Below are 26,507 nucleotides of genomic sequence, written 5' to 3'. Positions count from 1 at the left end.
GGTTACGCCGGATTCTCCAACGGCAGGTCGATCCAGAAATCGGACCCTTCCCCCATGGTGCTTTCGAAACCGATTTCCCCGCCCATGGCCTCCACAAGAGACTTGGCAATGGACAGGCCGGCGCCGGTTCCCTCGATACCGGACTGTTCCATACCGGCCCGGTTAAAAGGCATGAAGACATTGGCAAACTGGTCCGGGGCAATGCCGATGCCGTCGTCACGGACACTGATGCGTACCTTGTCATTCTCCTTGCGCGCCACTGACAGCCAGATGTTGCCTTTTTCGTGACCATATTTTACCGCGTTGGAGATCAGGTTGACGAGCACCTGCTCCAGGCGGATTTTATCGATCAATACGGTTCCCAGCCCTTCCGGAAACTCGCCTTCATGAAGCTCAACTTCTCTCTTCTGAAGCAGGTGCTGGACCATGGGCACCACGTCGGAGACAACTTCTTTGATATCGCAGGACCGCAGATCCAGGTCCACCGCCCCGGTCTCGATCCGCGACAGATGCAGCAGGTCGTTGATCAGTTTCAACAGCAGGGCGGCGCCTTCGTGAATATGGTTCACATACTCCTGCTGCTTGTCATTCAGATTACCAAAGACCTGGAGCCGCAGGGTCTCCGCAAAGCCGATCACCGCATTCAGTGGCGTCCGCAGTTCATGACTCATATAGGACAAAAACTCCGATTTCGCCTGGTTGGCGGCTTCTGCCGACAGTTTGGACTCCAGCAGGTCCTTTTCCCGCTCTATCCCAAGCACAGTCGCCTGGGATTTCATCTTCAGGATATAAAGCAGTATGCCAACGCCGAAACAGAGGACAACCACAACACCCAGGATCATATAGCGGAAAGTTTCCTGTTCCTTGAGCGAGAGCCGCTGGATTTCATTGTCGCGCTGCAGCAGTTTGATCTGCTGCTGGCGTTCCTTGAGCTGGAATTCGGTTTCCAGCAGGGACAGCGCCTTGACGATATTTTCACTGGCCAGGTTTTCATCATATTGCAGATACAGGTCCTGATAGCGAAGTGCATTGCGATAATCCTGGCGTTCCCGGGCCAGATTCGTCATCAGCTTGTAAATTTTGGCCAAGTTGGCCGCATCATCATTCTTTTCCGCAATCGCCAGCGCTTTGTTTGCGTAAAATTCCGCTTGCTCGATATTACCCAGATCAAACTCTATCAGTCCCAGAAAATGATAGGCGACAGACTCCAGTGGCTCGATGCCGCTCCGCTCCGCCATCTCCCGGGCGAGAAGCAGAAACTCCTCCGCCTTGCCATAATTCTTGAGATAATAGAGAACTTCACCGGAATTTTCATAGGTATAGGCAATGACAAGTTCATTGCCCATCTTGCGGGCCAGCGACCGGGCCTCATCCAGATAAACCAAAGCCTGTTCTGCCGTCCCATTCTCTCCATGGGTAAAACCGAGATTGTTCAGGGTCCTGGTGTACAGGAAAATATCCTTTTCGGGGTCCAGCAGCGCAAGAGCCTTTTCATATTCCTTGATAGCCTTGTCATAAAGCCTGGCGCCGACAAACAGGCCGGCAAAATTCAGGTTTGAACCCGCCATGCCGCTCTGGTCACCGGCTTTGCTGTAATATTCATAGGCCCGCTGATAGGCCTTCATGGCCTCCGGCACCTGACCCAGGCCTTCCAGGCTTCGCCCGACATTATTATAAATATAGGCAATCGTCGCCGGATCAAACTCACCTGTTTCAGCCAGCGCCAGGGCCCGGCGGCCAATCTCCACGCCTTTTCTGAAAGTCCCCAATCGCGCGTGAGCACCGGCCTGGAACCCCAGCAGCTCCAGTCGGACCTGGGGGTCAAGCGGCTCGCCCCCGCCCTCCAGAAACCTCTGTGTCCTTTCCAGCGCCAGTTTCGGATCTGAATCAACCTGTTCCTTGAGAGACGCAAGAACTTCCGTAGTCAGCTGCTCCTGTCCGGGCCGGGCGGCGGAATCATCAGCACACAGGGCAGCGGAAACACTCCCATTAAATGCCGTAAGGAAAACAAAAAGACCTGCCAGATAGATTAAGCGCATGAATTGCCCGGATTTTATTCTTTTACACCAGATACTTATTCGATATGCCTAACATTCTATCCTTAAAATAACCTTAAATAAAGCAGACAAGTAAGGCCCGGTTGCAATACGGGGCCGGCCACCAATTGCCGGAAAAGCTACATCCCGCCGGGTGGGCGGCCGCCGCCGGGCGGCATTCCGCCACCGGGACGCCCCGGCTGGCGCCTGTTTTTCAGGGATTCTTCCAGCTCCTTGTCCGTCACGATACAGTCGCCATCGAGGTCAAGGCGGACAAAGCGGTCATCCCGGTGTGCGGTAAACTCCTCCCGGGACACCAGCCCGTCCTGATCACGGTCATAAACCGCCAGATGATCCCGGGCGTAGGCCGGGTGACTGAAAGGCGCCTCGCGGAACTCCTCAAGATCAAGACTGTCATTGTGATCCAGGTCGGTTTCATCAAACAATCTGTTTCGCCGGAGATTTTCGTCCGCGCAGCTGATTGTACCGTCCCCGTCCAGATCCAGCTGGTATTTCAGGCGTTCCATCATCTCCTCGGGATTACCCGGTCCGCGTCCGGGTCCCGGCCCCGGCCCGGGGCCTCTCCTGGGGGCGCACGCGACCAGTACCACCGCCGCTGCAACGAGAGACGCCAAGGTCAAAACCCCTGCCGCCCTTTTGAATGGAAATTTTGTCATCACTCTGTCCTAGACCCGTTTCCCGATCCCCGCCCACCACTATAGTACGGCGAAAACGAGCCAGCCCTTCGCTTTTGCGTGGATGCAAATGCAGAAAAGTGAAATACATTCGCCGTGATCGATATATTGTCCGGAAGTCCCGACAGATTATCCTGTTACAATCCCCCAAAAACAAAATATTCTTTCGCCGCTGACGGGAAAGCCGACGATAGCCAAGAGGCTGCGTTAAAAGAGATTATTCTGACCCGGCCGCTTGTTAACCATAACCTGCTTTCTCACGGCAATCTGCTGCCAAAGGAAATTCTGCCATTTACAGCCTTTTGATTCGTAAGAGAATTACAAAATAACAGATTGTATAAAATCATAGCAATAATATTGCGCAAACAGCAGCTTATCAGAATATAGGTACAAAAAAGCACCACTGTTGCATTTTGGTTACAGGCCAATCCTTCATCGAACATTTGTTTGAAATTAATTTTTCAAACAGCACAATATGCCATGTTTTTGCAATATAATGATATTATGTGCCGAATATTTACCTCTCCGTCACCTGCTGGGCGCCATATTGTATAAAATAAGCCGTTGAACATGCCCCAAAATGTTTGACCGGGATTCTGAGTGATGTTAGCGTCTTGCTGTTACCGACTTGTTTCACTGTGTGGCCCAAAGGGGATTCTGAGGGACGAAACATGAGGGTAACGCACACCGATAAACAAAACATATGGTGGAACGATTGACCGAATACAAAAGGAGGACTCTCTACTATTTTTCTTGATGACTAAAGGCCCAAATGTGTGGATCGGGCCTGCTTTTGGTGTGCATGAATAAAAGAAAAATAGCCACCAGGCTTTTATTTAACTTCTACGGAGGAAAATATCATGAAGAGCGATTTCTCATCGCGTCTCAAGTATGGTGTATCCGCGCTTGCGGTCGCCTCTACTCTGTCCATGACTGCCCAGGTTACCCAGGCTCAGGAAGCTGATGCCGAAGAAGGTATGATGTTTGAAGAAGTGGTCGTGACAGGTTCCCGTATTAAACGTAAGGACATCGAAAGTGTCGCACCACTGGTGGTTACCGGTGCTGAAGAAGTGAAATTCAGCGGTTACAACCGTGTGGAAGATCTGCTGAACAGCCTGCCCCAGCTTGAAGCCGGCCAGACAGCTTTCATCTCCAACGGCGCTTCCGGTACGGCCAACCTTGACCTTCGCGGCCTGAGCCCAATCCGTACCCTGGTACTGGTTAATGGTCGTCGTCTGCAGCCTGGTGGTATCAACTCCCGCGCCGCTGACATCAACCAGATTCCGACCGCTCTCATCAAAAACGTTGAGGTGATGACCGGTGGTGGTGCTTCCACTTACGGTGCCGATGCTGTGGCTGGCGTTGTCAACTTTATCATGGATAAAGAATTTGAAGGCGTTCAGATGTCTGCAGGTATCGCAGCCTATCAGCACAACAACGGCAATGACTATATCCAGGGCCTGATGGACGAGAAAGGGTTTGAATACCCGACCGGCAGCAGTGGTCTGGAAGGATGGCAGTACACCCTCGACATGACCGTTGGTGGTTCATTTGCCGAAGACAAAGGTCATGCCGTAGCATACGTCAACTACCGTAAGGTTGATGAACTTCGCCAGGAATCACGTGACTACTCCTCATGTGCGCTGAGCGGTGGCGGCACCAGCTGTGGCGGTTCCGGTAACGCGATTGTGCCGAACTTCTACCTCGGCGGCCTCAATCCCGATGGAAGCTTTAACTGGGATGAATACTACGGTTACTACACCCTTGATGCGAACAGCAATTTTGTCCCGTCAGTCGGGAACCAATACAACTATGCGCCGCCGAACCATTTCCAGCGTCCGGATGAAAAATTCTCTGGTGGTGCGTTCATCAACTATGAAATTAACGACAATTTCAAACCCTATATTGAACTGGGCTTCATGAATGACCGTACGTCTGCCCAGATCGCTGAATCAGGCACCTTCTTTGCGGAAACACTGTCTATCAGCTGTTCCAACCCGATGCTGAGTGCCGCACAGGTACAGGCCATCTGTACTGACAACGGCCTTGGCGCAGATGATTCCTTCGCCACATACATCGGTAAACGTAACGTTGAGGGTGACCCTCGTCGTGACGTTCTGGAACACACCTCCTACCGCATCGTGGCTGGTACCGAGGGTCAGATTGATGACAACTGGAGCTATGACGTCAGCGTCCTGTATGCTGCTACCGCCAGTAGCTCAACCTACCTGAACGACTTCCATGCCAACCTGGTATCCGAAGCTATCGATGTAACAACCGATGGCGACGGCAATCTGGTTTGTACTTCCGGTCGTAGCGGCTGTGTACCCTACAACGTATTCACTTACCAGGGTGTGACAGCGGAAGCTGCCAACGCCCTTCTGGCTACGGCACAGCAGACCGGCTTCAGTTCAGAACTGGTGATCAACGGTTATGTTACAGGTGAACTGCCGGTGACCATTGCCGAAGACCCGATCTCAACTGTGTTCGGTGTTGAATACCGCAAAGAAAAATATGAAAACATCAGTTCCTATGTATATGAACAGGGCCTTCTGAACGGTCAGGGCGGTCCGACCCCGTCTGTCGCCGGTCATTATGACGTGAAAGAATTCTTTGCCGAGGCCTATGTGCCGATCGTGCAGAATTCCGAATTCGCTCAGGAACTGTCCATGGAACTGGGTTTCCGTTACTCCGACTATAAAACGTCATCCGACTCCAGCTATGACGCCACTACTTACCGTATTGGCCTGAACTGGCAGCCGATTGACGAAATCAAACTGCGCGGTAGCTACAACCGGGCCGTTCGTGCGCCGAACGTGTACGAACTGTTCGAACCGCAGAACCTCGGCCTGTGGAACGGTGATGACCCCTGTGCCGGCGATGTGCCTGTATATACTGCCGCCCAGTGTGCCAACACCGGCGTAACTGATGCTCAGTATACACACGTGGTTCCCAGCCCGGCCAGCCAGTATAACGCCCTCTACGGTGGTAACCCGGACCTGCAGCCGGAAAAAGCTGACACCTGGACAGTCGGTTTTGTGGCTCACCCGATGGACAACATGAACATCAGTGTTGACTACTGGGACATCAAAATCACTGACGTTGTCGGATATGTTGGTGCTGCGACTGCCCTGCAAGGCTGTGCGACAACAGGTCTGGACACATATTGTGACCTGATCAATCGTAGCGGCTCCGGCAGCCTGTGGCTCGGCACCGAAGGTTACGTGGTTGCAACCAACGCCAACCTCGGCCTGCGTCACTGGAAAGGTATCGACTTCTCAGCCGACTATCTGATGGACTTCGACAACGGCGGTTCCCTGACGGTTAACATGCTCGGCACCCTGTTGCTCGACAAGATCTACCGTGACATCGCCGAAGATGCGAGCACCGAGTACAACTGTAAAGGTGTCTACAGCGACAACTGCTTCGCCTCACCGAAATGGCGTCATACCCTGCGTGTGACCTATAACTCAGGTGATTTCTGGACAGTGTCCGCCAAATGGCGCTACTACGCCAGCATTGATGGCGAAGATGCAGATGTCGGATCTATCGATGAAGATGGCATCGGTGCACAGAGCTACTTTGACCTGACTGCTTCCTTCGATGTGACCGAGCAGGTTGGTCTTGTCATGGGTGTCAACAACATCTTTGACAAAGAGCCGCCGCTGGTTGGTGGTCGTTACTCAACCAACGCCAACACCATCGCCGGTTACTACGACACTCTGGGTCGTTACCTGCATGCGAAGGTTACAGCCAAGTTCTAATCTGGCTGAACTTCAGATATCAAAAGAAACGGCGGGAAATTTCCCGCCGTTTTTATTTGTGGAATATTTTCTTGAGGCTTCCCAGCCAGGGATCATAATGCCGCCAGCGGCCCGATGAGCTTTTGTAAAGCGGCTGCCTCACCTGCAGCACGCTTCCGGTCTTGACCACATTTTCCAATTTGTGAAACTCGAGGCATTTTTCGTCCCATTCAAGCCCGCAGACATCAACAAGCTTCCTGGTCACCGCTTCTGGCGTCTCTACCAGTTCATCGTAGTTAACTTCATGCGTGGTGGCCGGAAACAGACCCTGCCAATGCCGCCACAAGCGATCACATTGTTTGTAGTAATGGGCGATATTTCCAAGGTCCGTTGCATAGTTCATCAGTGGGCCCAGTCGCATAAAATAAACCGACAGGCAATTATCCAGTGGATTGCGCCGGGTAAACAGGATACGCGCCTTGGGGAAAAGGCTCTTGATCAGGCCGATACAAAGAATATTGTCCGGACGTTTGTCCGTAACCATATCATGGCCCGGAAAATTGTTTTCCAGCACCTGCAGATAGCCCCCCGCCATTTGCGATAGTTGCGCCATGGGCAATGCACGGACGCTCTGCGGAAAAGGTTTCAGGTCGCCATGCACCGCCTTGAGGAAATATTCAATCTCTCCACCGGCGGTGACCCGCGGGTGGCTGGCCAGAATCTGCTCGGTCAGCGTGGAGCCGGACCGGAACATGCCGCATATAAAGACCGGTTCGGCGTCAGAGATTTCCGGCAGGCTGGCAAACCAGTCGCTGGAAAATACGTCGATGATGTCATCCACATATTTCTCCGTCGCGTCCCGGTCATAGACCGGAAGGTTTCTCCGGTCCAGATCATTGGCCATTCTGTAGCTGGCAAAAGCTTCGTCATAGACGCCACAGTCGTTTAGCGCTTTGCCAAGGGAGAACAGCAGGTTGATCCGGGTGGACGGGTCCATCCGGCCGCTTTTCGCAGCGTCGCGCAATTTCCCGATCAGGGCGTCATTCGCATTTTCAAATCTGTGCAGGTCCGCAAGTCTGGCCAATGCCTCGAAATATGTCGGATCGAGACGGAGGATTTTTTCGAACAATTTTGCCGCCTCGGGCAACCGGCCCTCCTGCTCATCAAGGTTGGCCAGATTGTAGAGCGCCGGGATATACTCCGGGCTAATCTGCAACGCCTTCAGCAGGGCCTGCCTGGCCTCCCCTTCCTTCCTGAGGTAGTCAGAGAAAATAACCCCGATATTCAGATAAACTTCCTCGGGCCGGTCGATACCGAGTTCCAGTGCCCGCTGGTAATGCAGGACCGCCGGTTCAAAACGCTGGTGCTTCCTCAGGAGATAGGCAAGGTTATATTCCACCGCCGGTTTTTTGGGAAAAAGCTGCAGATATTCTTCATATCGTCCAATTGCCTCATCATAGCGACCTTGGGAAATATAGAGTTCTGCCAGGGGCCAGAGTAGATGTTCAGCCTGCTCACCTGCCCCCAGCAATGCTTCCAGTTTTGTAATGGCAGCCTCGACCCGGCCGCTCCCGGCCAGTTGCCGGGCGAGCTGAATCTCACGGGCAATTTGAGCTTGACTGTCGATAATAGAAGGCTCCTTCCAAGTTTTCCAACTGGCAACATACCGTGAAGTAAACCCGTTTGTCATGCGTGCTTATCACAAAATTGTATAAATTCTGTCATCTCCACTGGCGGATTCCGCGCTCCCGGGGGTCAAGGGAACTACTAGAAGAAAATTTATAAACCCTAAGGAGCAAAGGAAATGAAAAGCGTATTTTCAACACGCCTTCGGTATGGCGTGTCTGCACTCGTTTTAGCAGGCCTTCATACCATCCCCCTACACCAGACAGCACAGGCCCAGGAAGCCGAAGAGGGTATGGTCTTTGAAGAGGTGGTCGTGACCGGTTCACGCATCGCCCGCAAGGAACTGACCTCCGTCTCTCCGGTTTCTGTCATGGGATCCGAGGAAATCAAGCTTTCCGGTAACGTCAATATCGAGCGGGTTCTCAACGAACTGCCGCAGGTGATGCCGGCCCTGACAAGTTCCTCCAACAACCCCGGGAACGGCACCGCCACCATCGACCTGCGCGGCCTCGGTTCCAACCGGACCCTGGTCCTGGTCAACGGCCGTCGTCACGTGCCGACCACCCTGGACGGCATTGTCGACATCAACCAGATTCCGACGTCCCTCGTCGAACGCGTTGAAGTAGTGACCGGCGGCGCTTCCGCCGTATACGGGTCAGACGCCATCTCCGGCGTGGTCAACTTCATCTACAAGGATGACTTCGAAGGGGTCGAGCTCGACGCCTCCTACGACATGACCGCCAAGGGCGATGCCGAAATCTTTAACACCAGCGTCACCCTCGGCAGCAACTTTGCCGATGACCGCGGTAACGCCGTCCTCTATGTTGGTTACAACAAACGTAACGGCCTGTTTGCCGGTGAACGCGATTTCGGTGAGCAGGCTCTCGGTGATTCTGCCTACTGTTACACCGGCACCACGCCGTCCGTGCTTGAGCCCTGCGGTTCTTCCCGCGTTCCCAGCACTTTCGCGGATAACCTGGGCGTTAGCTTTGTGAACGGGGAAGCCACCCCGAATATTTTCACCGGCAATGTCCCGGCCTGGACCGACCCGGATGCTCCGGCCGACCCCTATCCGTTCGGCTATAACTATATGCCGGTGAACTACCTGCAGCTGCCGCAGGAACGTTTCTCTGCCGCGGCCCTCGGTCACTATGACATAAACGAACATGTCACAGCCTACGCGGAAATCTCTTTCGTTCAGCATAATACACCGCAGCAGCTGGCGCCGACCCCGGCGGAAATCAAGAATTTCCACTTTAACTATGCCGACAACCCCTATCTGACGGATGGGTCAAAAGCATTGTTTGCCACACTGGATGACGGCAGCGGCAAAGACATTACCGCAGGGGACGGCACCGTCTTCCTGTCCAAAGTCCGTCGTCGCCTGCTGGAAAACGGCCCGCGTCTGGCAGATTCCGAATTTTCTTCCCTGCGTATCGTTACCGGCCTGAAAGGCGACGTGGACGACAACTGGAACTATGACGTGTCGGTTAACTATGGCCGGGTAGTCAACAGCAACGCGCTGTTCAATGACGCCTCTTCCAGCCGCTTCATCAACGGCCTGAATGCCGGTGTTGCCAACGACGGCTCCGTCCGCTGTCTGTCCCAGCTTGACCCGGACGGTAATTATGACACCTCCCTGGACCCGAGCTGTGTGCCGGTCAACATCTGGGGTGACGACTCCATGACCGAAGACATGGTGGCCTATACCGCCCAGGATTCCCTGGCCCGCATCACCTACGAACAGTTCATCGTTGAAGGTATCATCAACGGCACCATCGCCGAACTGCCGGCCGGTGACCTTGGCGTCGCCTTCGGTGCGTCTTACCGCGAAGAAAATGCCACCGGCGCCCAGGACTGGCCGTCAGCTTCCGGTGACCTGCTCGGCTTTAACGCCCAGGTCGGCACCGATGCCGGCTATCATGTTTCCGAGGTCTTCGGCGAAGTGGTCATTCCGATTCTGTCCGACACAGCGGGTGCTGAACTTCTGGAAGCCAGCGGCGCCCTGCGTTACTCAGACTACTCCTCTGTCGGCAGTGTCTGGACCTATGCCGGTGGCCTGACCTGGCAGCCGATCTCTGATATCCGCATCCGCGGTCAGTATCAGCGTGCGGTGCGCGCCCCGAACATCAACGAACTGTTCGGCGGTGAATCACAGGGCTTCCCGTCCTATCGGGACCCCTGTAACTCTGCCAACGGCCTGACACCGGAACAGGAAGCCTTCTGCGTGGCCTGGGGTGTACCCGCCGGCCTGATCGACACCTTCAGCCAGGGTGACAGCCAGACTGAAGTCTTCTTCACCTCCAGTCCGGACCTGCAGGAAGAAGTCACCGACACCTTCACCCTGGGGGCAGTTATCCAGCCGTCAGCCGTTGAAGGCCTGAACGTCACCATTGACTATTACAACATCAAGCTGAGCGATGCCATCGGCCTGTTCGGCGGCAGCGCCCAGGGTAATATCAACGGGTGTTTCGCGTCCATGGACCTGAACAGTCAATATTGTCAGAACTCCATTCTGCGTAACCCGCTGGGAGACCTGGAAGCCAACCGTATCGGTTCTGCCAACCTGGCAACCGCCAAAACCGAAGGCATCGATTTCCAGATCGATTACAGCTTTGAGGTGGATGGCATGGGTATCGGCGAAGAGCCGGCAACCCTCGGCATCATGGTTCGCGGGAACTACCTGATGACCATGAAGTTCCAGTCCGAAGAAGGCCAGGACTTCCTTGAGTGTGCCGGCATTTATGCCTGCTGGAACAACCCGTTCGCCCTGTCCGGGACTTCCCCGGAATGGAAAGCGACAACCCGCTTCTCCTATGCCAGCGGTCCGTTCCAGTTCAACATCGACTGGCGCTACATCGGCAGCATGAAGAGCTCCGACTTCTCTGACGATCCGACCCTGCAGGTTGGTGACGATACAGGTCAGGTGCCTGAAAACCAGGAAATCGGCGCCTGGAACTACTTTGACCTGTCCATGAGCTACCAGGCAACCGATAACGTGAACATCTATGGTGGTGTTGAAAATATCTTCGACAAGAAACCGCCGCTCATCGGTGAACTGTACGGCATCCAGAACAACACGGATCCGTCCACTTACGACACCCTGGGCACACGGTTCTACTTCGGTGTCACCACCAGGTTCTAAGAACCCACACAGACCGAAAAGAGAAACGGCGGGAATTTTCCCGCCGTTTTTTTATACCCAATATCTTTTAATTTTAGTCTTCGTTGAGGCTGAACAATTCCATGTTGCCGCCGGTCGCCACCGTATTGATCGTCAGGGTCTTTTCGCAGGCGAAACGATATAGGTAGTGGGGGCCGCCCGCCTTGGGGCCGGTGCCACTGAGCCCTTGGCCGCCGAACGGCTGCACGCCAACCACCGCACCGACAATATTGCGGTTCACATAGGTGTTGCCCACATTAAGTTTGTCAAAGATCTCCTGCGCCCGGCCTTCGATCCGGCTGTGCACGCCGAGGGTCAGGCCGTAACCGGTGGCCCGCACCTCGTCCAGAACCTTGTCAAGGTCACCGGCCCTGTAGCGGATAATATGCAGGACCGGCCCGAACACCTCCCGCTCCAGCTGGCCGATGCGGTCGATCTCATAAATGCGCGGCGCGAAGAAGCTGCCGTCCGGATAAGCTTCCGGCAATGGCAGGGCACATACCGGGAAGGCTTCCCGGTCCATGCGTTCTACATGCCGCTCCAGCATCGCTTTGGCCTCTTCGTCAATCACCGGCCCCACATCAGTGCACAGCTGCAGGGGATCGCCGAGCGTGAGGCAGGCGGCGGCACCTTTGAGCATTTCGATCACCTGGTCGGCGATCTCGCTCTGCAGGTAAAGCACCCGCAGGGCGGAACAGCGCTGGCCAGCCGACTGGAAGGCGGAGCTCAGCACATCATCCACCACCTGTTCCGGCAGCGCCGTGCTGTCGACAATCATCACATTCTGGCCGCCGGTCTCGGCAACCAGCGGCACAATCGGGCCGTCACGCCGGGCCAGGGCCATATTGATGGCTTTGGCCGTCTCCGTGGAACCGGTAAAGGCCACTCCGCCAAGCCGTGCGTCTTCCACCAACCCCGCGCCAACGGTAGCGCCGTCCCCGGGCATCAGGTGCAGCACCTCGCCCGGCACCCCGGCCTGGTGCAGCAGCTTCACCGCCTCGGCGGCAATCAGCGGGGTCTGTTCCGCCGGTTTGGCGATGACCGCATTGCCAGCCGCCAGCGCCGCCGCCACCTGGCCGCTGAAAATGGCCAGCGGGAAGTTCCACGGACTGATACAGACAAAGACGCCGCGGCCATGCAGGCTGAGCTGGTTCAGCTCCCCGGTCGGACCCGGCAGGGTCTTCGGGTCGGCAAAATTCGTCCGTGCCTGCAGGGCGTAGTAGCGGCAGAAATCGACCGCTTCGCGCACCTCGGACAGGCCATCCGCCACCGTGCGGCCAGCCTCGAGGGCAATCAGCCCCATCAGCCGGCTCATATTTTCTTCCAGCAGATCGGCCGCCTTGTCCAGGATATCCGCCCGGGCGGCTCCGCCCACTGCATCCCAGCCTTTCTGGGCCGAACAGGCGAGGCTGTAGGCCTTGTCCATGTCCACTTCGGTGGGCACGCCGACATGACCGACAATCTCTGTACGGTTGGCCGGATTGATAACCTCGACGGTATCCCGCTTCAACAGCTCGCCGCCGACGATGGGTCCTGACAGCCATTCCCCGGTCCGGGCTTCATTCATTTCCTGCAGCAGTTGTTCCGTTGCCAGCGGATCGGCCAGATCCAGGCCGGCGCTGTTGCGGCGCGCGCCCGGCTCGCGTCCGGAGGCGGACAGGATATCCGCCGGCTTCGGAATATTGGGATGGCGGCGCGGTGAGGCCTTTTCCACCTGGGCCAGCACATCCTGCATCAGTTCCTCAACCGAAATGGTCTTGTTCATGAAGCGGTTGACGAAGGAACTGTTGGCGCCGTTTTCCAGCAGGCGCCGCACCAGATACGGCAACAGGTCCTTGTGCGCTCCGACCGGGGCATAGACCCTGAGCGGCGCCGGCACGTCCAGCATCTTGCGCAGCTGGTCATACATCAGGTGCCCCATGCCGTGCAGGCGCTGGAATTCAAAGTTGCGGTCCTTTTTGGCCAGTTCCAGCACCAGGGCCACGGTATAGGCGTTGTGGGTCGCAAATTGCGGGAAGATCACGTCCCGGGCTGCCATCAGCCGTTCGGCACAGATCTGGTAACTGAGGTCCGTGGTCTGTTTGCGGGTATAGACCGGATAGTCCTCAAGCCCCAGTTCCTGGGCATGCTTGATTTCACTGTCCCAATAAGCGCCCTTGACCAGCCGGACCATGAAACGCCGGCTGCTCTCCCGCGCCAGGGCGGTGAGCCAGTCGATGACATAGGGCGCGCGCTTTTGATAGGCCTGGATCACCAGGCCGAGGCCGTCCCAGTCCGCAAGGTCCGGATTGCGGGCCAGATGCTCGAAAATATCCAGCGAGATATCCAGTCGTTCTGCTTCCTCCGCATCAATGGTAAAGCCGATGCCGCCAGCCCGGGCCGCGGCGGCCAGGGACACGATCCGCGGCAGCATTTCGCTCATCACCGTTTCCCGCCGGGCAAATTCATAGCGGGGATGGAGGGCGGAAAATTTGACGGAAATACCGTCCGCTTCAATCACGCTGGGCTGGCCGTTGGCGGCGCTGATTTTCTCGATGGCCTCCATATAGGCCCGGAAATAACGGTCCGCATCGGCCATGGTGCGGGCGCCTTCGCCCAGCATATCAAAGGAGAAGCGGGTCCCAGGCTGGTTGAGCTTATGCCCCCGGTCAGTGGCCTCCTTGATGGAGCGGCCCAGCACATACTGGTTGCCCATAATTTTCATGGCCTGGGTAACAGCGGAACGGATCACCGGCTCCCCGCTGCGGGAGATGATCTTCCCCATCCATTTGGAGGGATTTTTATGGGCCTCTTCGCCCAGTTCCACCACGCGACCGGTCAGCATCAGTCCCCAGGTCGAAGCATTGACCAGCAGGGAATCCGAATGCCCCAGATGACTGGACCATTCGCCGGAGCGCATTTTCTCGGAAATCAGCCGGTCGGCGGTATCCCCATCGGGCACCCTGAGCAGGGCCTCGGCCAGGCACATCAGCGCCACACCTTCCCGGTTGGACAGGCCGAATTCCTGCAGGAAGTAATCCATGGTGCCCTGGTCGTCACTTTTTTCCCGGGATTCACTGACCAGCGCCCGGGCGGTCTCGACGATACGCTCGCGGGCGGCATTGGTCAGGCCGGACGCCCGAAACAGGTTGGCGATCGCTTGCTCCTCGTCCCTGTGCTGGGCCTGGCGCAGTGCCGTTCTGATCTCGTCCAGCGACCGAACCGGAATATCCTCCGACGGGGTCAGGTCATACATAGTCCACTCCTTGAATACATGAAGACTGTTTTCACGGATTTTACTATCTATTTAGCGATATATGTCGCCATTTTTTCAAATTAGTCGGTTTTTTTTCTATAAAAAACGATAATTACCAGAATAAATGACTATCAGCATTCAACCATATTGACCGCCAGGCCGCCTTTCGAGGTTTCCTTGTATTTTTCCTGCATGTCCCGGCCGGTCTGGCGCATGGTTTCAATGACCCGGTCCAGGGAAACCATATGGCGGCCATCCCCGCGCAGCGCGAGGCGCGCCGCATCCACCGCCTTGATCGCGCCCATGGCGTTGCGTTCGATACAGGGCACCTGCACCAGGCCGCCCACGGGATCACAGGTCAGGCCGAGGTTATGCTCCATGCCGATCTCGGCGGCATTCTCCACCTGCTCGTTGCTGCCGCCAAGCGCCGCCGCCAACCCGCCGGCCGCCATGGAGCAGGCCACCCCGACTTCTCCCTGGCAGCCCACTTCGGCGCCGGAGATGGAGGCGTTTTTCTTGTACAGCGAGCCGATCGCCGCTGCCGTCAGCAGAAAACAATGAATGCCTTCCCGGCCCTTCTGGTTATAAAAGCGGTCAAAATAGCGCAGCACCGCCGGAAGGATCCCGGCCGCGCCATTGGTCGGCGCCGTCACCACCCGCCCGCCGGCCGCATTTTCCTCATTTACCGCCAGAGCCCAGAGGTTGATCCAGTCCATGATGATGGCCGGATCGCGCAGCTGTTTTTCCATACCCTTCTGCAGGTCGCCATAGAGCCGTTTGGCCCGGCGTTCCACTTTCAGGCCGCCGGGCAGTATGCCCTCCTGTGCGCAGCCGCGGTCAATGCAGGCCTCCATGACCCCATAGAGGTGATCCAGTCCCGCCAGCACTTTCTTTTTCGGCTGCAGGGTCATTTCATTGGCCAGCATCAGGTCGGAAATACGCAGCTTGTTATCCCTGCAGGTGGCCAGCAGGTCCGACGCATGATCGAACGGATAAGGCACCGGGCCCTGCACCGGCGCCGGATAATTGCTGCCCAGTTCCTGTTCCGAGACGACAAAGCCGCCGCCGACCGAATAAAACGCCTCCCGGGCCAGCTGCTCGCCAGCCTTGTCAAAGGCGGTGAATTCCATACCGTTGCTGTGGTGCGGCAACAGTTCGTCCATCCTGAAGTGAATATCCCGTGTTTCATCAAAGGCAACCCGGCACCGCCCCAGCAGCTTGACCTGCTTTTCACCACGAATGGCGTCGAGACAGCCGTCGATGATCTCCGGGTCAATGGTGGCAGGGTCATGGCCGGACAGGCCAAGCAGAAGCGCGCGGTCCGTGGCATGCCCCTTGCCTGTCAGGGCGAGCGAGCCATAAAGGCTGACCTGCAGGGAGACAATCTCCTGCAGCTTGCCGGCGCTATTCAAATTGTCGAGAAATCTTTTGGCGGCAATCATGGGGCCGACCGTATGGGAACTGGACGGACCTATACCGACCTTGAAGAGGTCAAATGTGCTCAGAAACATAAACCACCCTATATTCAGACGTGCCAAATAGCGGCCGGTTTAAACCCCGAGCTTCCGTTACTTATTTGGCAACGAGCCCTTTATCAATGGCCCGGATATAATCCAGAACCCGAAACCATTTATTCGCCTGGCAGATCTGTATGGCCTGGGACCGTCCCATCCGACGGACCAACTGCCGTGCCAGCACTTCAATAGTTTCCTCACCCATCGTTTTACACTCACGTTTTGCTGCACTGCGGAATCTAATAAGTTCAGACTACTCCCCTGAGTGTAATTTTCAACAAAAATAGTGTGTATTCCCGAAAATAAGATGTTTTGTAACAGTTACCCTGTGACTTCCGGCGAAAAATATCGTTCTTGAACATCAAAACGGGAAATTATTCCGATCGCAGCCGGACAAGGTTGGGCAGTAGCGGACAACACACGCAGAAAAAAGGCCTTTTCCGCAGAAAAGGCCTGAGAGTCAGTATTTAGGAGAAAGAGTAGAACCTGCACGTCCGCAAGCCACAACAAAGGTTTTGAGTGCCACCTGAAGGAATGGAGGGAGGGTCCATTCCACAATAACCTTCTAAGATACAGTGACAAAGCCACCCACCATATCTATTTCGCGGACGTGCAGGGTTCCTCGTGTTGGACAGATGTAATGCCACTGTCCTGTCACCATGCAGTTCCCTTTCGGGAACATCCAATCATAATTTATAAATTGTATACAAAATTATGATTCGCCTACAGATTATCTTTAAACCCACAGGATATGTTGCTATAATGCAAAAAAATTCAGAATAATATCTACATAACCACTTAGAAATCAGTATAAAGAACTATGACAACAGATCACTCGAAGCGACTGGACCGTATCGACCGCAAAATTCTTTCGGTCCTTCAGGAAGAAGGCCGTATTCCCAACGTCAAGCTTGCCCAGAAAGTCAATCTCAGCCCCACGCCCTGCCTGGAACGGGTCAAGCGCCTGGAGCGGGAAGGCTATATCCGGGGCTATGTTGCCCTGCTGGACCCCAAGCTGCTGGATGCGGCCCTGGTATCCTTCATCGAAGTGTCCCTGGACCGCACCACCACCCGGGCGCTGGATAATTTCCGCGAGGAAGTCATGCGCATGGAAGAAGTCCAGGAATGCCATATGGTGGCCGGCGGCTTTGATTACCTGATCAAGGTCCGGACCCGGGACATGGAACACTATCGCCGTTTTCTCGGGGAAAAATTATCCGCCATCAAAGACGTCAGCACCACCCATACCTATGTGGCGATGGAGGAAGTCAAGGCTACCAGCGCGATTACGGTTCCAAAAGCTTGATCCCGGCGCAGAAAGCCCCTATATCAGTCATCATAAAAGCCACAAGGATTGGAGTTTGGGTTTATGACAAAAGTAACATTCATCACGGCCGATGATGAGCGCATTGAAGTAGACGCAGAAGACGGCACAACTTTGATGGAAGCCGCCGTCAACAACAGCGTTCCCGGCATTGATGCCGATTGCGGCGGCGCCTGTGCCTGCGCCACCTGCCATGTGATTGTACCGGACGCCTTCAAGGAAGCCACCGGCAAGCCAAGCGAAGACGAAGAAGCCCTGCTTGATTTTCTGGATAACCACGAAGAAAACAGCCGCCTCAGCTGTCAGATCGAGGTGACTCCTGCCCTGGAAGGCATGGAAGTAACAGTTCCGGAAATGTAAGCGGCTAAAGCTTTTCTTCCCGAAGCATATTGATGATGCCGGAAAAATCCTTTCCGGCATTTCCTTCGTCTGAAAAAGCCGTATAAAGCTGTTCCGCCAGATGGCCGAGCGGCGTCGAGGCCCCACACCCTTCCGCCGCGTCATTGGCAAGCCGCAGGTCCTTGAGCATCATTGCGGCGGCAAACCCCGGATTATAGTCATTGTTGGCCGGTGATGTCGGCACCGGGCCCGGCACCGGGCAATAGGAGGTCAGGGACCAGCACTGACCGGACGCCCTGGACGAAATATCAAACAGCTTCTGCGCCTCCAGGCCCAGTTTCTCCGCCAGCACAAAGGCCTCGGACACCGAAATCATCTGGATGCCCAGCATCATATTGTTACAGATCTTGGCCGCCTGACCGGCCCCGGCGTCCCCGGCATGGATGATGTTGGCGCCCATGGCGTCGAGATAGGTTTTCGCCGCCTCAAACGCATCGTCAGTGCCGCCGACCATGAACGTCAGCGTGCCGGCGGCGGCCGCCGCCACACCGCCCGACACCGGCGCATCCACCATGGCAAAACCTGCCTCGGCCGCTGCGGCGATCACCTCGCGGGCGCTGGCCACATCAATGGTGGAACAATCCATCAGGATCGTGTCGGCAGGAATATTCTTCAGGATGCCGTCATCCCCCAGATAAACGGATTTAACATGCTGCCCGGCCGGCAACATGGTCACCACCGCGTCCACATCGGTGACCGCTTCTGCAACCGATCCTGCCGGCGCCGCGCCCTGCTCTTGCAGCGCCGCCATGGCCGCCTCGTTCAGGTCGAACACCTTGAGGGTGTGACCGGCCTTGATCAGATTGGCGGCCATGCCGCCGCCCATATTGCCCAAACCAATGAATGCCACCGTCGCCATGTTATGTCTCCCAGATCTATAAACTGTTTATTGAAGGTTGAGTTCCCGGTCGCCCAGGGACTCAAAATGTTTCAGGACATGGTCTTCGCTGACGTCCTGCAGGGAAGCCGGGGACCATACGGGGGAATTGTCCCGGTCGATCAGAACCGCTCGGATGCCCTCGAAGAAGTCGCTCTGATAGGTCACGATATGATTGACCAGCCGGTATTCCATACGCATGCAGTCATCAAATTCCATCCCCGCGCCGCGCAGCAGCTGTTCCAGCGTCAGCTTGAGGCTGGTCGGCGACATTTTGCCAATCGTCTCAAGTGTCGTTCCGGCCCAGGAATGATCGATGGCGCCGAGGTGATCACAAATGTCTTCCACTGTGGTTTCCGCAAAGGCGGCGTCGATCAGGTCGCGGAATTCATCGAGCGGCGCGTCACCGGCCTGCTCGGCGAAGGCGCCGATAATCTGGTCCACTTCTTCCGGAGTTTCCAGATCAGCCTCCACCAGTGCCGCCTTGAGGGCTTCGAGCCGGTCGGACGGCACATAGGCCGTCCCGATGCCGGTATAAAGACAATCGGCCGCCTTGAGCCGCGCCCCGGTCAGACCGAGGTAAACCCCCAGCCTGCCCGGCAGGCGGGGCAGGAAGTAGCTGCCGCCCACATCAGGAATCAGGCCGATTCCGGTTTCGGGCATGGCAAACAATGTCTTGTCGCCGACAATACGGTGCGAACCATGCACGGAAATGCCGACCCCGCCGCCCATGGTAATGCCGTCGAGGAAAGAGATATAGGGCTTGGGGAAATGGAAGATGCGGGCGTTCATCCGGTATTCGGTGGCGAAAAAGGCTTCCGCCGGGCCGCTGTGATCGGGCCCGTTTTCCGCCAGGGTGCGCACGTCCCCGCCGGCGCAGAAGGCCTTGTCCCCGGCGCCTTCCACCAGCACGGCGGCAATGGCGTCGTCTTCCGCCCATTCGGCCAGCTGCGCCTCCATTTTGGCGCACATGTCGGTGCTGAGCGCATTGAGCGCCCTGGGCCGATTGAGGAGAACACAGCCGATGCGGCCCTTGACCTCAAACAGGATTTCCGCGTCCGTCGTCATCCCCACTCTCCTATCGTTCCGCCATCAGCTGGCGGGAAATGATCAGGCGCATCACCTCATTGGTGCCTTCCAGGATCTGGTGCACCCGCACGTCCCGCAGGAAGCGTTCCAGCGGATAATCGTTGAGGTAGCCATAGCCGCCATGCAGCTGCAGGGCCTCGTTGACCACCTTGAAGCCGGTGTCAGTTGCCAGGCGCTTGGCCATGGCGGCAAACTTGGTCGCATCATGCGCCCCTTCCGTCACCTTCTGCGCCGCCTTGTGCAAAAGCAAGCGGGCCGCTTCCAGCTCGGTCGCCATGTCGGCAATGCGGAACTGCAACGCCTGGAAGCTGTCCAGAGAACGGCCAAACTGTTTGCGGTCACCCATGTAGGTGAGGCTCAGGTCGAGGCAGGCCTGCGCCGCGCCGAGCGAACAGGCGCCGATATTGAGACGACCGCCGTCCAGGCCCTTCATGGCGAATTTGAAGCCTTCGCCTTCCCGGCCAAGCAGGTTTTCCGCCGGCACCCGGCAGTTGTCGAACATGACCATGGCCGTCGGCTGGCTGTTCCAGCCCATTTTGCGTTCCCGGGCGCCAAAGCTCAGGCCTTCGGTGCCTTTTTCGACGACAATGGCGCTGATGCCTTTGGGGCCTTCCTCGCCAGTGCGCACCATGACCACGTAAACATCGGAAAAACCGCCGCCGGAAATGAACGCCTTGGAGCCGTTGAGCACGTAATGGTCACCATCGCGCACCGCCTTGGTCTTGAGCGAGGCCGCGTCTGAGCCAGCGCCCGGCTCGGTCAGGCAGTAGCTGCCGACCAGTTCCATGGTGGTGAGGCGCGGGCAGTATTTCTGCCGGGTTTCCTCGGAGCCGAAGCTGTCGATCATCCAGGTCACCATATTGTGAATGGTGAGGTAGGCCGCCGTGGAGGTGCAGCCCTTGGACAGTTCCTCGAAAATGATGGCGGCATCGAGCCGGGTGAGTTCGGATCCGCCCACATCTTCGCGGGTGTAAATCCCCGCCAGGCCGAGTTCCGCCGCCTTGCGCAGCTTGTCGACCGGGAAATGGTGATCCCGGTCCCACTCCGCCGCAAAGGGCGCCAGTTCATTTTCCGCAAAGTCACGGGCCATATCCTGCATGGCCCGCTGTTCTTCTGTAAAATAAAAGTCCATTTTGCAATCCCTCTTTTTGCTGAGTCTAGACGATTATTTCAGGGTTGGAATAGAAAAATCTGTCTCGATGATGCTGCTCGGCCAGCGCGAGGTGATGGTTTTCACCTTGGTATAGAAGCGTACCGCTTCCATGCCGAACTGGTTATGGTCGCCAAACGCAGACTGTTTCCAGCCGCCGAAGCTGTGGAAGGCCAGCGGCACCGGGATCGGCACGTTGATGCCGACCATACCCACTTCAACTTTGTCGGCATAGGTGCGGGCGGCCGCACCATTGTGGGTAAAGATTGAGGTGCCGTTGCCATATTCATGGTCGCTTGCCAGCGCCATGCCTTCCTCGAAGCTTTGCACACGCACCAGCTGCAGCACGGGGCCGAAAATCTCATCCTTGTAGGATTTCATGTCCGGCTTGACCCGGTCAAACAGGCTGCCGCCAAGGAAGAAACCGTTGTCATGTCCGGGGACCGAGAACCCGCGGCCGTCCACCACCAGCTCGGCGCCTTCTTCGACGCCCATCTGGATATAGTTCATTACTTTCTGGCGATGTTCAGCGGTCACCAGCGGCCCCATTTCCAGATCACGCTCCAGGCTCGGGCCGATTTTCAGCGCCTCCACCCGCGGTTTCAGCATTTCCACCAGCCGGTCGGCCACTTCATCGCCGACACAGACGCCGACGGAGATGGCCATACAGCGCTCCCCGGCAGAGCCATAGGCAGCCCCCATCAGGGCGTTGGCCACATTTTCCAGGTCCGCATCGGGCATGATCAGCATATGGTTCTTGGCCCCGCCCATGGCCTGGCAGCGTTTGCCGTGGGCGGTCGCCGTTGCGTAGACATATTTGGCGATGGCGGTTGAACCGACAAAGCTCACCGCCTTGATCCGCTCGTCGGTGAGCAGGCAATCGACCGCTTCCTTGTCGCCGTTGACCACATTGAGCACGCCTTTGGGGCCGCCGGCCTCGACCCAAAGCTCGGCCAGGCGCATCGGGCAGCCCGGGTCTTTTTCGGACGGCTTGAGGACCACCGTGTTGCCGGTGACCATGGCCATGCAGGCCATCCACAGCGGGATCATGGCCGGGAAGTTGAACGGGGTGATCCCGGCGACAACGCCCAGCGGCTTGCGCATGCTGAAAATGTCGATCTCGCGGGACGCATTGTCCGAGAACTCGCCCTTTTGCAGGTGCGGGATGCCGCAGGCGAACTCGGCCACTTCAATACCGCGCAGCACGGACCCCATGGCGTCCTCGATCACCTTACCGTGTTCCCGGGACACCAGTTCGGCCAGCTCCGGCTGTTTTTCATACAACAGCTGGGTAAAGCGGGTCATGATGCGGGAACGCTGGACGATGGAGGTGGCGGACCATTCCGGAAACGCCGCCTGAGCAGCGGCGATGGCCTCTTCCACTTCGGCCGTTGTCGCCAGCGGTGTTTTGGCGGAAACTTCGCCCGTGCTGGGGTTGAAAACATCCTGGAACCGGCCGCTTTTGCCGGCTACATGTTCACCATTGATATAATGCGTATATTCCTTGACCATTCTGTCTCTCCAGATTGAAAGCCACCCTGCCTTGGCGGCAGTTTCCTTTATTCATTGACCAGGGGATTTTAATAGCGACAATTTTGCATATCCATATTATATTATTCACACTTGTTCTGCATTTTTGCACAATGGATCAGGCATGTATAACTGGAACGATCTCAAGTTTTTTCTCGAACTTTCCCGGCGCGGCAAGCTGGTGGAAGCGGCCCGCCGCCTGCATGTGGATCATACCACCGTCAGCCGCCGGATCACGGCACTGGAAGAGGCGCTCAACGCCCGGCTGTTCGATAAATCCCCGCGGGGCTACCAGCTGACCGACGCGGGTCTGCGGCTGCTGCCTTTGGCCGAACAGATGGAGGCCCAGTCCACCAGCCTGTATCAGAGCATTTCCGGCAAAGACGCCAGTTTTTCGGGCACCGTGCGCCTTGCCGCACCGGAAGCGGTCGGCATCAACGTGATCGCCCCCAACATGGACCAGTTCCGGCAGAAATATCCGGATATTGAACTGGAGCTGGTGGCCGAAACCCGGCAGACCAGCCTTTCGAAACGGGAAGCCGACATTGCCATCACCCTGGCGCGCCCCTCATCAGGCCGGCTGGTGGCGTGGAAGCTTGGCGATTACCGGCTCAGGCTTTATGGCGCGCCATCCTACCTGGCGAACCATCCGCCGATAGAGACGGCTGACGACCTCGCCGGTCATGACTTCATCGGTTATATCGATGACCTGATCCAGATGCCGGAGCTCCGTTTCATGGAAGAACTTTTCCGCAGCCCTCATATCATATTCCGCAGCACCAATGTGATGGCGCAATACCGGGCCGCGCTCAGTGGCGTCGGTCTTGCCATGGTCCATTGCTTCATGGTCGGGGACAAGGCCGGGCTGACGCCTGTTCTGCCGGAACAGATCTTTGTCGAGCGGCAATACTGGCTGATGGTGCATGAAGACCTGCGCAAGGTCGCCCGGATCGATGCGGTCTGCGGCTTCCTCACCGACCTGTTCCGGGACAAACAATCGCTGATGCTCGGCAGGGAAAGCTAGAGGATCACTCTACAGGACCACCAGGGATTCGGTCGCTTTCATCAGCCAGTCCTTTTCCTTGCCGGACAGATGGGGACCGACAATTTCCCGGACCTGGGCGTGATAGATATTGAACCAGGTGATTTCGGGCGTTGTCATCATATAGGCGTTGACCAGCCGCTTGTCGATCGGCACATGGGTCAGGGTTTCGAAACTGAGCATGGGCTGCTCTTCTTCTTCGAATTTTCGTTCCCGCACCAGCACGAGATTTTCGATCCGGATGCCATATTCGCCTTCCTTGTAATAGCCGGGCTCGTTGGACAGGATCATACCCGGCTCCAGGGGCACATTGAAGCCAAGCCGGGAAATGCTCTGCGGGCCTTCATGGACGCCCAGGTAGCTGCCGACGCCGTGGCCGGTGCCATGATTGTAATCCAGCCCCACATCCCACAACGGCTTGCGGGCCAGGCTGTCCAGGTGAGCGCCGGAGCGGCCATGGGGGAACCTGGCCTGGGCCAGAGCGATATGCCCCTTCAGGACCCGGGTGAAGCGGTCTTTCTGCTCCTCCGTCGGCGTGCCGATAATCACTGTCCGGGTAATATCCGTGGTGCCGTCCAGATACTGGCCGCCGCTATCCACCAGATACAGCATGTCAGGCTCAAGCTTGCGCCGGCTCTGTTCCGTCGCCCGGTAGTGGACGATCGCCCCGTTGGGCCCGGCCCCGGAGATGGTGCCGAAACTGGTATCTTTAAACAAAGGCTGCTCCTGGCGGAAAGACAGAAGCTTTTCCTCGGCATCTATTTCGTCGATCTCGCCCTTTGGTCCCATTTCGTCGAGCCAGGCCAGGAACTTGCAGACGGCGATGGCATCCCGGTTGTGGGCATTGCGGGTCCCCGTGATCTCCGCCTCATTTTTCATCGCCTTGGGCAGAACGCAGGGATCATCGGCGGGAATAAGTTTGGCACCCGCTTTTTCCAGAATTTCAAAGACAGCAGCGTGTGTGCGCTTGGGATCGACACAAACCTTTTTCTGTTTCAGTTTTTTCAGGTGGTCGATAAAATCTGACTTGTCCGCCAGTTTCACCTGCTTGCCGAGAAAGCCTTTCAGATCTTCGTCCACTTTGCCGGGATCAATGAAAAGCGTGGCCGACCCGTCCGCAAACAGAATGGCATAGCTGGAGACCAGCGGGGTATGCGCCACATCGCTACCGCGGATATTAAACAGCCAGGCAATAGAGTCGAGCATTGTCAGGACCACGGCATCGGCACCTTTGGTCTTTGTGTCCGCCGCGATCCTTTCCCGCTTGTGCCGGGACTCTTCGCCGGAATATTCGGTGGGATGGGAAACCGCAGGCGCATCGGAATCCGCCGGTCGGCCCTGCCAGACCTGGTCGATGGGATTTTCGTCCACGGGCAGGAGTTCTGCCCCTTTTTCCGACAGCTTATCAGAAACCTTGCCGATCCACTCCCGGGTATGGAGCCAGGGATCATAGCCGATTCGATCCCCCTTTTTCACCCGTTCCGCCAGCCAGTCTTCGATCTTGTCCTCAAAAAGGTCCAGAGGCGCAAACTGGCGTTTGTCGGTTTGCTGGCGCACCTGCAGCGTGTAGCGGCCATCGACAAAGATGGCCCCTTCAGACATGGTAAGCGCCGCTTGTCCCGCCGAACCGGTAAAACCGGTCAGCCAGGCCAGCCGTTCCGCATTGGCCGGTGTATATTCATTCTGGTGTTCGTCCGCGTGAGGGACGACAAACCCCTGGAGCCCCAGATCACGCAACTGCTGTCTGAGAGCCAGTAAACGCCCTTTTGTCATACAACACTGTCCCCAATTCGAAGGTCAGAAGCTATTCCAAGAATTTCTATTAAGAACATTGTCGATGGCTTCTGTCAATGCCGAGATCTGTGCCGGCTCGATACTGAGGGCCGGCGTGACGTAAATGACATCGCCCAGAGGCCGGACCCAGACGCCTTCCCGGACGAATTCCTCACGCATTTTGGCGGTATCCTCGATCTTTTCCAGCTGGATCACCGCCACCGCCCCCTTGACCCGCACATCCACCACCCCGGGCTTGTCCCGGAACTGGGCAAAGCTCTGGGTCAGATGGCCCTCGATCTTTTTCACCCGGTCCAGCACCGGTTCTTCCTCGAAAATGTCCAGCGAGGCATTGGCGGCGGCACAGGCCAGCGGGTTGGCCATATAGGTGGGGCCATGCATGAAGGCCTTATCCGGGTCATCGGACAGAAAGGCCTCATACACCCGGTCGGTCGCCACCGTCGCCGCCATGGCCACGGTGCCGGCGGTCAGCGCCTTGCCGAGACAGATAATGTCAGGCACCACCTCCGCCTGCTCACAGGCAAACATGGTGCCGGTGCGGCCGAAGCCGGTAAAAATCTCGTCGAGGATGAACAGCACATCGGCTTTATGACAGGCCTCGGCAATGCCTTTGAGAATTTCCGCCTCGTGAAACTTCATGCCTCCCGCGCCCTGGATCAGCGGCTCCATAATCACCCCGGCGATGCTGTTCCGGTTTTCACAAAGGAACTGCTCCAGCTCGGCCAGGTCCTCCGCTGTTTCCGGCAGGGCGCGGATATACTGCTGCTGCAGGTAGCCGCCGAACGCCTTGTGCATGCCGTCGTCGCTGTCGCCCACCGACATGGCGGCAGAGGTATCCCCGTGATAGCCGGCCTTGAACCCGACAAAGCGGGCCCGGCCTTCGATACCCTGGTTGAGCCAGAACTGCACCGCCATCTTCAGGGCGATTTCCACGGAGACCGATCCGGATTCGGAAAAAAAGACGTGATTAAGGTCGCCGGGCAGAAGCCCTGCCAGCCGCCGCGACAGGTCAAGCGCCCCCTCATGGACCAGGCCGCCCAGCATCACATGGGACATCCGGTCGATCTGCGCCTTCATTTTCTCTTTCATGCCGGGATGGTTATAGCCGTGGCAGGCGGTCCACCAGCTGGCGATGCCGTCAAGAAGCCTGCGGCCGTCGGCCAGCTCCAGGTAAACCCCGTCGGTGCCGACCACCGGCAAGGCATCCGGCGCCGTTTTCATCTGGGTATAGGGCAGCCAGATATTGTCATAGCCTTCCCGGTACCATTCCGGAAGATCCGCGCTCAGCTC

At 56.9% G+C, this 26,507-nt stretch carries 16 protein-coding genes; 5 read left to right on the top strand and 11 right to left on the bottom strand.

Going from position 1 to position 26,507, the window contains the following annotated elements; all coding sequences use genetic code 11:
• Positions 1 to 2: 2 nt before the first annotated feature.
• Positions 3 to 2,039: an ATP-binding protein gene (locus FIV46_RS13585; protein ID WP_139941488.1), complete on the bottom strand. Its 2,037-nt coding sequence runs from the start codon at positions 2,037 to 2,039 to the stop codon at positions 3 to 5.
• 137 nt (positions 2,040 to 2,176) lie between these two features.
• On the bottom strand, positions 2,177 to 2,671 hold the full coding sequence (locus tag FIV46_RS13580) for an EF-hand domain-containing protein (RefSeq protein ID WP_181163243.1): 495 nt from the start codon (positions 2,669 to 2,671) through the stop codon (positions 2,177 to 2,179).
• A 920-nt stretch (positions 2,672 to 3,591) separates the two neighbouring features.
• Between FIV46_RS13580 and FIV46_RS13575 the strand changes: the two genes are divergently transcribed.
• Positions 3,592 to 6,495, top strand: a complete 2,904-nt coding sequence (locus tag FIV46_RS13575; protein WP_139941486.1) for a TonB-dependent receptor plug domain-containing protein — start codon at positions 3,592 to 3,594, stop codon at positions 6,493 to 6,495.
• A 52-nt stretch (positions 6,496 to 6,547) separates the two neighbouring features.
• On the opposite strand, the gene FIV46_RS13570 is transcribed toward FIV46_RS13575, so the two are convergent.
• Positions 6,548 to 8,164 (bottom strand): tetratricopeptide repeat-containing sulfotransferase family protein, encoded by a 1,617-nt coding sequence (locus tag FIV46_RS13570; protein ID WP_139941485.1) that lies wholly within the window; start codon positions 8,162 to 8,164, stop codon positions 6,548 to 6,550.
• Between the two features lie 114 nt (positions 8,165 to 8,278).
• On the opposite strand from FIV46_RS13570, the gene FIV46_RS13565 reads away from it, so the two are divergent.
• Positions 8,279 to 11,245 (top strand): TonB-dependent receptor plug domain-containing protein, encoded by a 2,967-nt coding sequence (locus FIV46_RS13565; protein ID WP_139941484.1) that lies wholly within the window; start codon positions 8,279 to 8,281, stop codon positions 11,243 to 11,245.
• Between the two features lie 73 nt (positions 11,246 to 11,318).
• On the opposite strand, the gene putA is transcribed toward FIV46_RS13565, so the two are convergent.
• Complete coding sequence (putA, locus tag FIV46_RS13560; protein WP_139941483.1) at positions 11,319 to 14,498, bottom strand: bifunctional proline dehydrogenase/L-glutamate gamma-semialdehyde dehydrogenase PutA; 3,180 nt, start codon at positions 14,496 to 14,498, stop codon at positions 11,319 to 11,321.
• Positions 14,499 to 14,629: 131 nt separating this feature from the next.
• A complete protein-coding gene (locus tag FIV46_RS13555) occupies positions 14,630 to 16,009 on the bottom strand; it encodes an L-serine ammonia-lyase (RefSeq protein ID WP_139941482.1) in 1,380 nt (459 codons plus the stop codon).
• 823 nt (positions 16,010 to 16,832) lie between these two features.
• Here FIV46_RS13555 and FIV46_RS13550 point away from each other — a divergent pair.
• Positions 16,833 to 17,318: an Lrp/AsnC ligand binding domain-containing protein gene (locus FIV46_RS13550; RefSeq protein ID WP_139941481.1), complete on the top strand. Its 486-nt coding sequence runs from the start codon at positions 16,833 to 16,835 to the stop codon at positions 17,316 to 17,318.
• A gap of 63 nt (positions 17,319 to 17,381) precedes the next feature.
• Entirely contained in the window at positions 17,382 to 17,696 is a 315-nt protein-coding gene (locus FIV46_RS13545; protein ID WP_139941480.1) for a 2Fe-2S iron-sulfur cluster-binding protein, read from the top strand.
• Positions 17,697 to 17,700: 4 nt separating this feature from the next.
• Here the strand turns inward: FIV46_RS13545 and mmsB are convergent, their stop codons facing one another.
• Genes mmsB through FIV46_RS13525 form a run of 4 tightly spaced genes read right to left on the bottom strand, consistent with a single transcriptional unit; the run spans position 17,701 to position 22,363 of the window.
• The gene (mmsB, locus tag FIV46_RS13540) at positions 17,701 to 18,594 is read right to left on the bottom strand and encodes a 3-hydroxyisobutyrate dehydrogenase (RefSeq protein ID WP_139941479.1); all 894 of its coding nucleotides are present in this window, start codon (positions 18,592 to 18,594) and stop codon (positions 17,701 to 17,703) included.
• Positions 18,595 to 18,621: 27 nt separating this feature from the next.
• A complete protein-coding gene (locus FIV46_RS13535; protein ID WP_139941478.1) occupies positions 18,622 to 19,680 on the bottom strand; it encodes an enoyl-CoA hydratase/isomerase family protein in 1,059 nt (352 codons plus the stop codon).
• 10 nt (positions 19,681 to 19,690) lie between these two features.
• Positions 19,691 to 20,833: an isobutyryl-CoA dehydrogenase gene (locus FIV46_RS13530; protein ID WP_139941477.1), complete on the bottom strand. Its 1,143-nt coding sequence runs from the start codon at positions 20,831 to 20,833 to the stop codon at positions 19,691 to 19,693.
• 33 nt (positions 20,834 to 20,866) lie between these two features.
• Positions 20,867 to 22,363, bottom strand: a complete 1,497-nt coding sequence (locus tag FIV46_RS13525) for a CoA-acylating methylmalonate-semialdehyde dehydrogenase (protein WP_139941476.1) — start codon at positions 22,361 to 22,363, stop codon at positions 20,867 to 20,869.
• Positions 22,364 to 22,505: 142 nt separating this feature from the next.
• Between FIV46_RS13525 and FIV46_RS13520 the strand changes: the two genes are divergently transcribed.
• Positions 22,506 to 23,405, top strand: coding sequence for a LysR family transcriptional regulator (locus FIV46_RS13520; protein ID WP_139941475.1), 900 nt, complete (start codon positions 22,506 to 22,508; stop codon positions 23,403 to 23,405).
• 9 nt (positions 23,406 to 23,414) lie between these two features.
• Here the strand turns inward: FIV46_RS13520 and FIV46_RS13515 are convergent, their stop codons facing one another.
• Both FIV46_RS13515 and FIV46_RS13510 read right to left on the bottom strand, forming a co-directional pair.
• Positions 23,415 to 25,196, bottom strand: a complete 1,782-nt coding sequence (locus tag FIV46_RS13515; RefSeq protein WP_139941474.1) for an aminopeptidase P family protein — start codon at positions 25,194 to 25,196, stop codon at positions 23,415 to 23,417.
• A gap of 24 nt (positions 25,197 to 25,220) precedes the next feature.
• Complete coding sequence (locus FIV46_RS13510) at positions 25,221 to 26,504, bottom strand: adenosylmethionine--8-amino-7-oxononanoate transaminase (RefSeq protein WP_139941541.1); 1,284 nt, start codon at positions 26,502 to 26,504, stop codon at positions 25,221 to 25,223.
• Between the last annotated feature and the right edge of the window lie 3 nt (positions 26,505 to 26,507).

Origin of the sequence: Emcibacter nanhaiensis (assembly GCF_006385175.1) — a bacterium.
GTDB lineage: Bacteria > Pseudomonadota > Alphaproteobacteria > Sphingomonadales > Emcibacteraceae > Emcibacter > Emcibacter nanhaiensis.
Note: the sequence above shows the minus strand (reverse complement) of the source record. Positions and strands in the feature narration are given on the sequence as shown.

Bases quoted from the DNA above. Each gene is read 5' to 3' on its own strand.
- FIV46_RS13585 (WP_139941488.1), bottom strand. From the start codon at position 2,039: ATGCGCTTAATCTATCTGGCAGGTCTTTTTGTTTTCCTTACGGCATTT.
- FIV46_RS13575 (WP_139941486.1), top strand. From the start codon at position 3,592: ATGAAGAGCGATTTCTCATCGCGTCTCAAGTATGGTGTATCCGCGCTT.
- FIV46_RS13570 (WP_139941485.1), bottom strand. From the start codon at position 8,164: ATGACAAACGGGTTTACTTCACGGTATGTTGCCAGTTGGAAAACTTGG.
- FIV46_RS13565 (WP_139941484.1), top strand. From the start codon at position 8,279: ATGAAAAGCGTATTTTCAACACGCCTTCGGTATGGCGTGTCTGCACTC.
- putA (WP_139941483.1), bottom strand. From the start codon at position 14,498: ATGTATGACCTGACCCCGTCGGAGGATATTCCGGTTCGGTCGCTGGAC.
- FIV46_RS13555 (WP_139941482.1), bottom strand. From the start codon at position 16,009: ATGTTTCTGAGCACATTTGACCTCTTCAAGGTCGGTATAGGTCCGTCC.
- FIV46_RS13550 (WP_139941481.1), top strand. From the start codon at position 16,833: ATGACAACAGATCACTCGAAGCGACTGGACCGTATCGACCGCAAAATT.
- FIV46_RS13545 (WP_139941480.1), top strand. From the start codon at position 17,382: ATGACAAAAGTAACATTCATCACGGCCGATGATGAGCGCATTGAAGTA.
- mmsB (WP_139941479.1), bottom strand. From the start codon at position 18,594: ATGGCGACGGTGGCATTCATTGGTTTGGGCAATATGGGCGGCGGCATG.
- FIV46_RS13535 (WP_139941478.1), bottom strand. From the start codon at position 19,680: ATGACGACGGACGCGGAAATCCTGTTTGAGGTCAAGGGCCGCATCGGC.
- FIV46_RS13530 (WP_139941477.1), bottom strand. From the start codon at position 20,833: ATGGACTTTTATTTTACAGAAGAACAGCGGGCCATGCAGGATATGGCC.
- FIV46_RS13525 (WP_139941476.1), bottom strand. From the start codon at position 22,363: ATGGTCAAGGAATATACGCATTATATCAATGGTGAACATGTAGCCGGC.
- FIV46_RS13520 (WP_139941475.1), top strand. From the start codon at position 22,506: ATGTATAACTGGAACGATCTCAAGTTTTTTCTCGAACTTTCCCGGCGC.
- FIV46_RS13515 (WP_139941474.1), bottom strand. From the start codon at position 25,196: ATGACAAAAGGGCGTTTACTGGCTCTCAGACAGCAGTTGCGTGATCTG.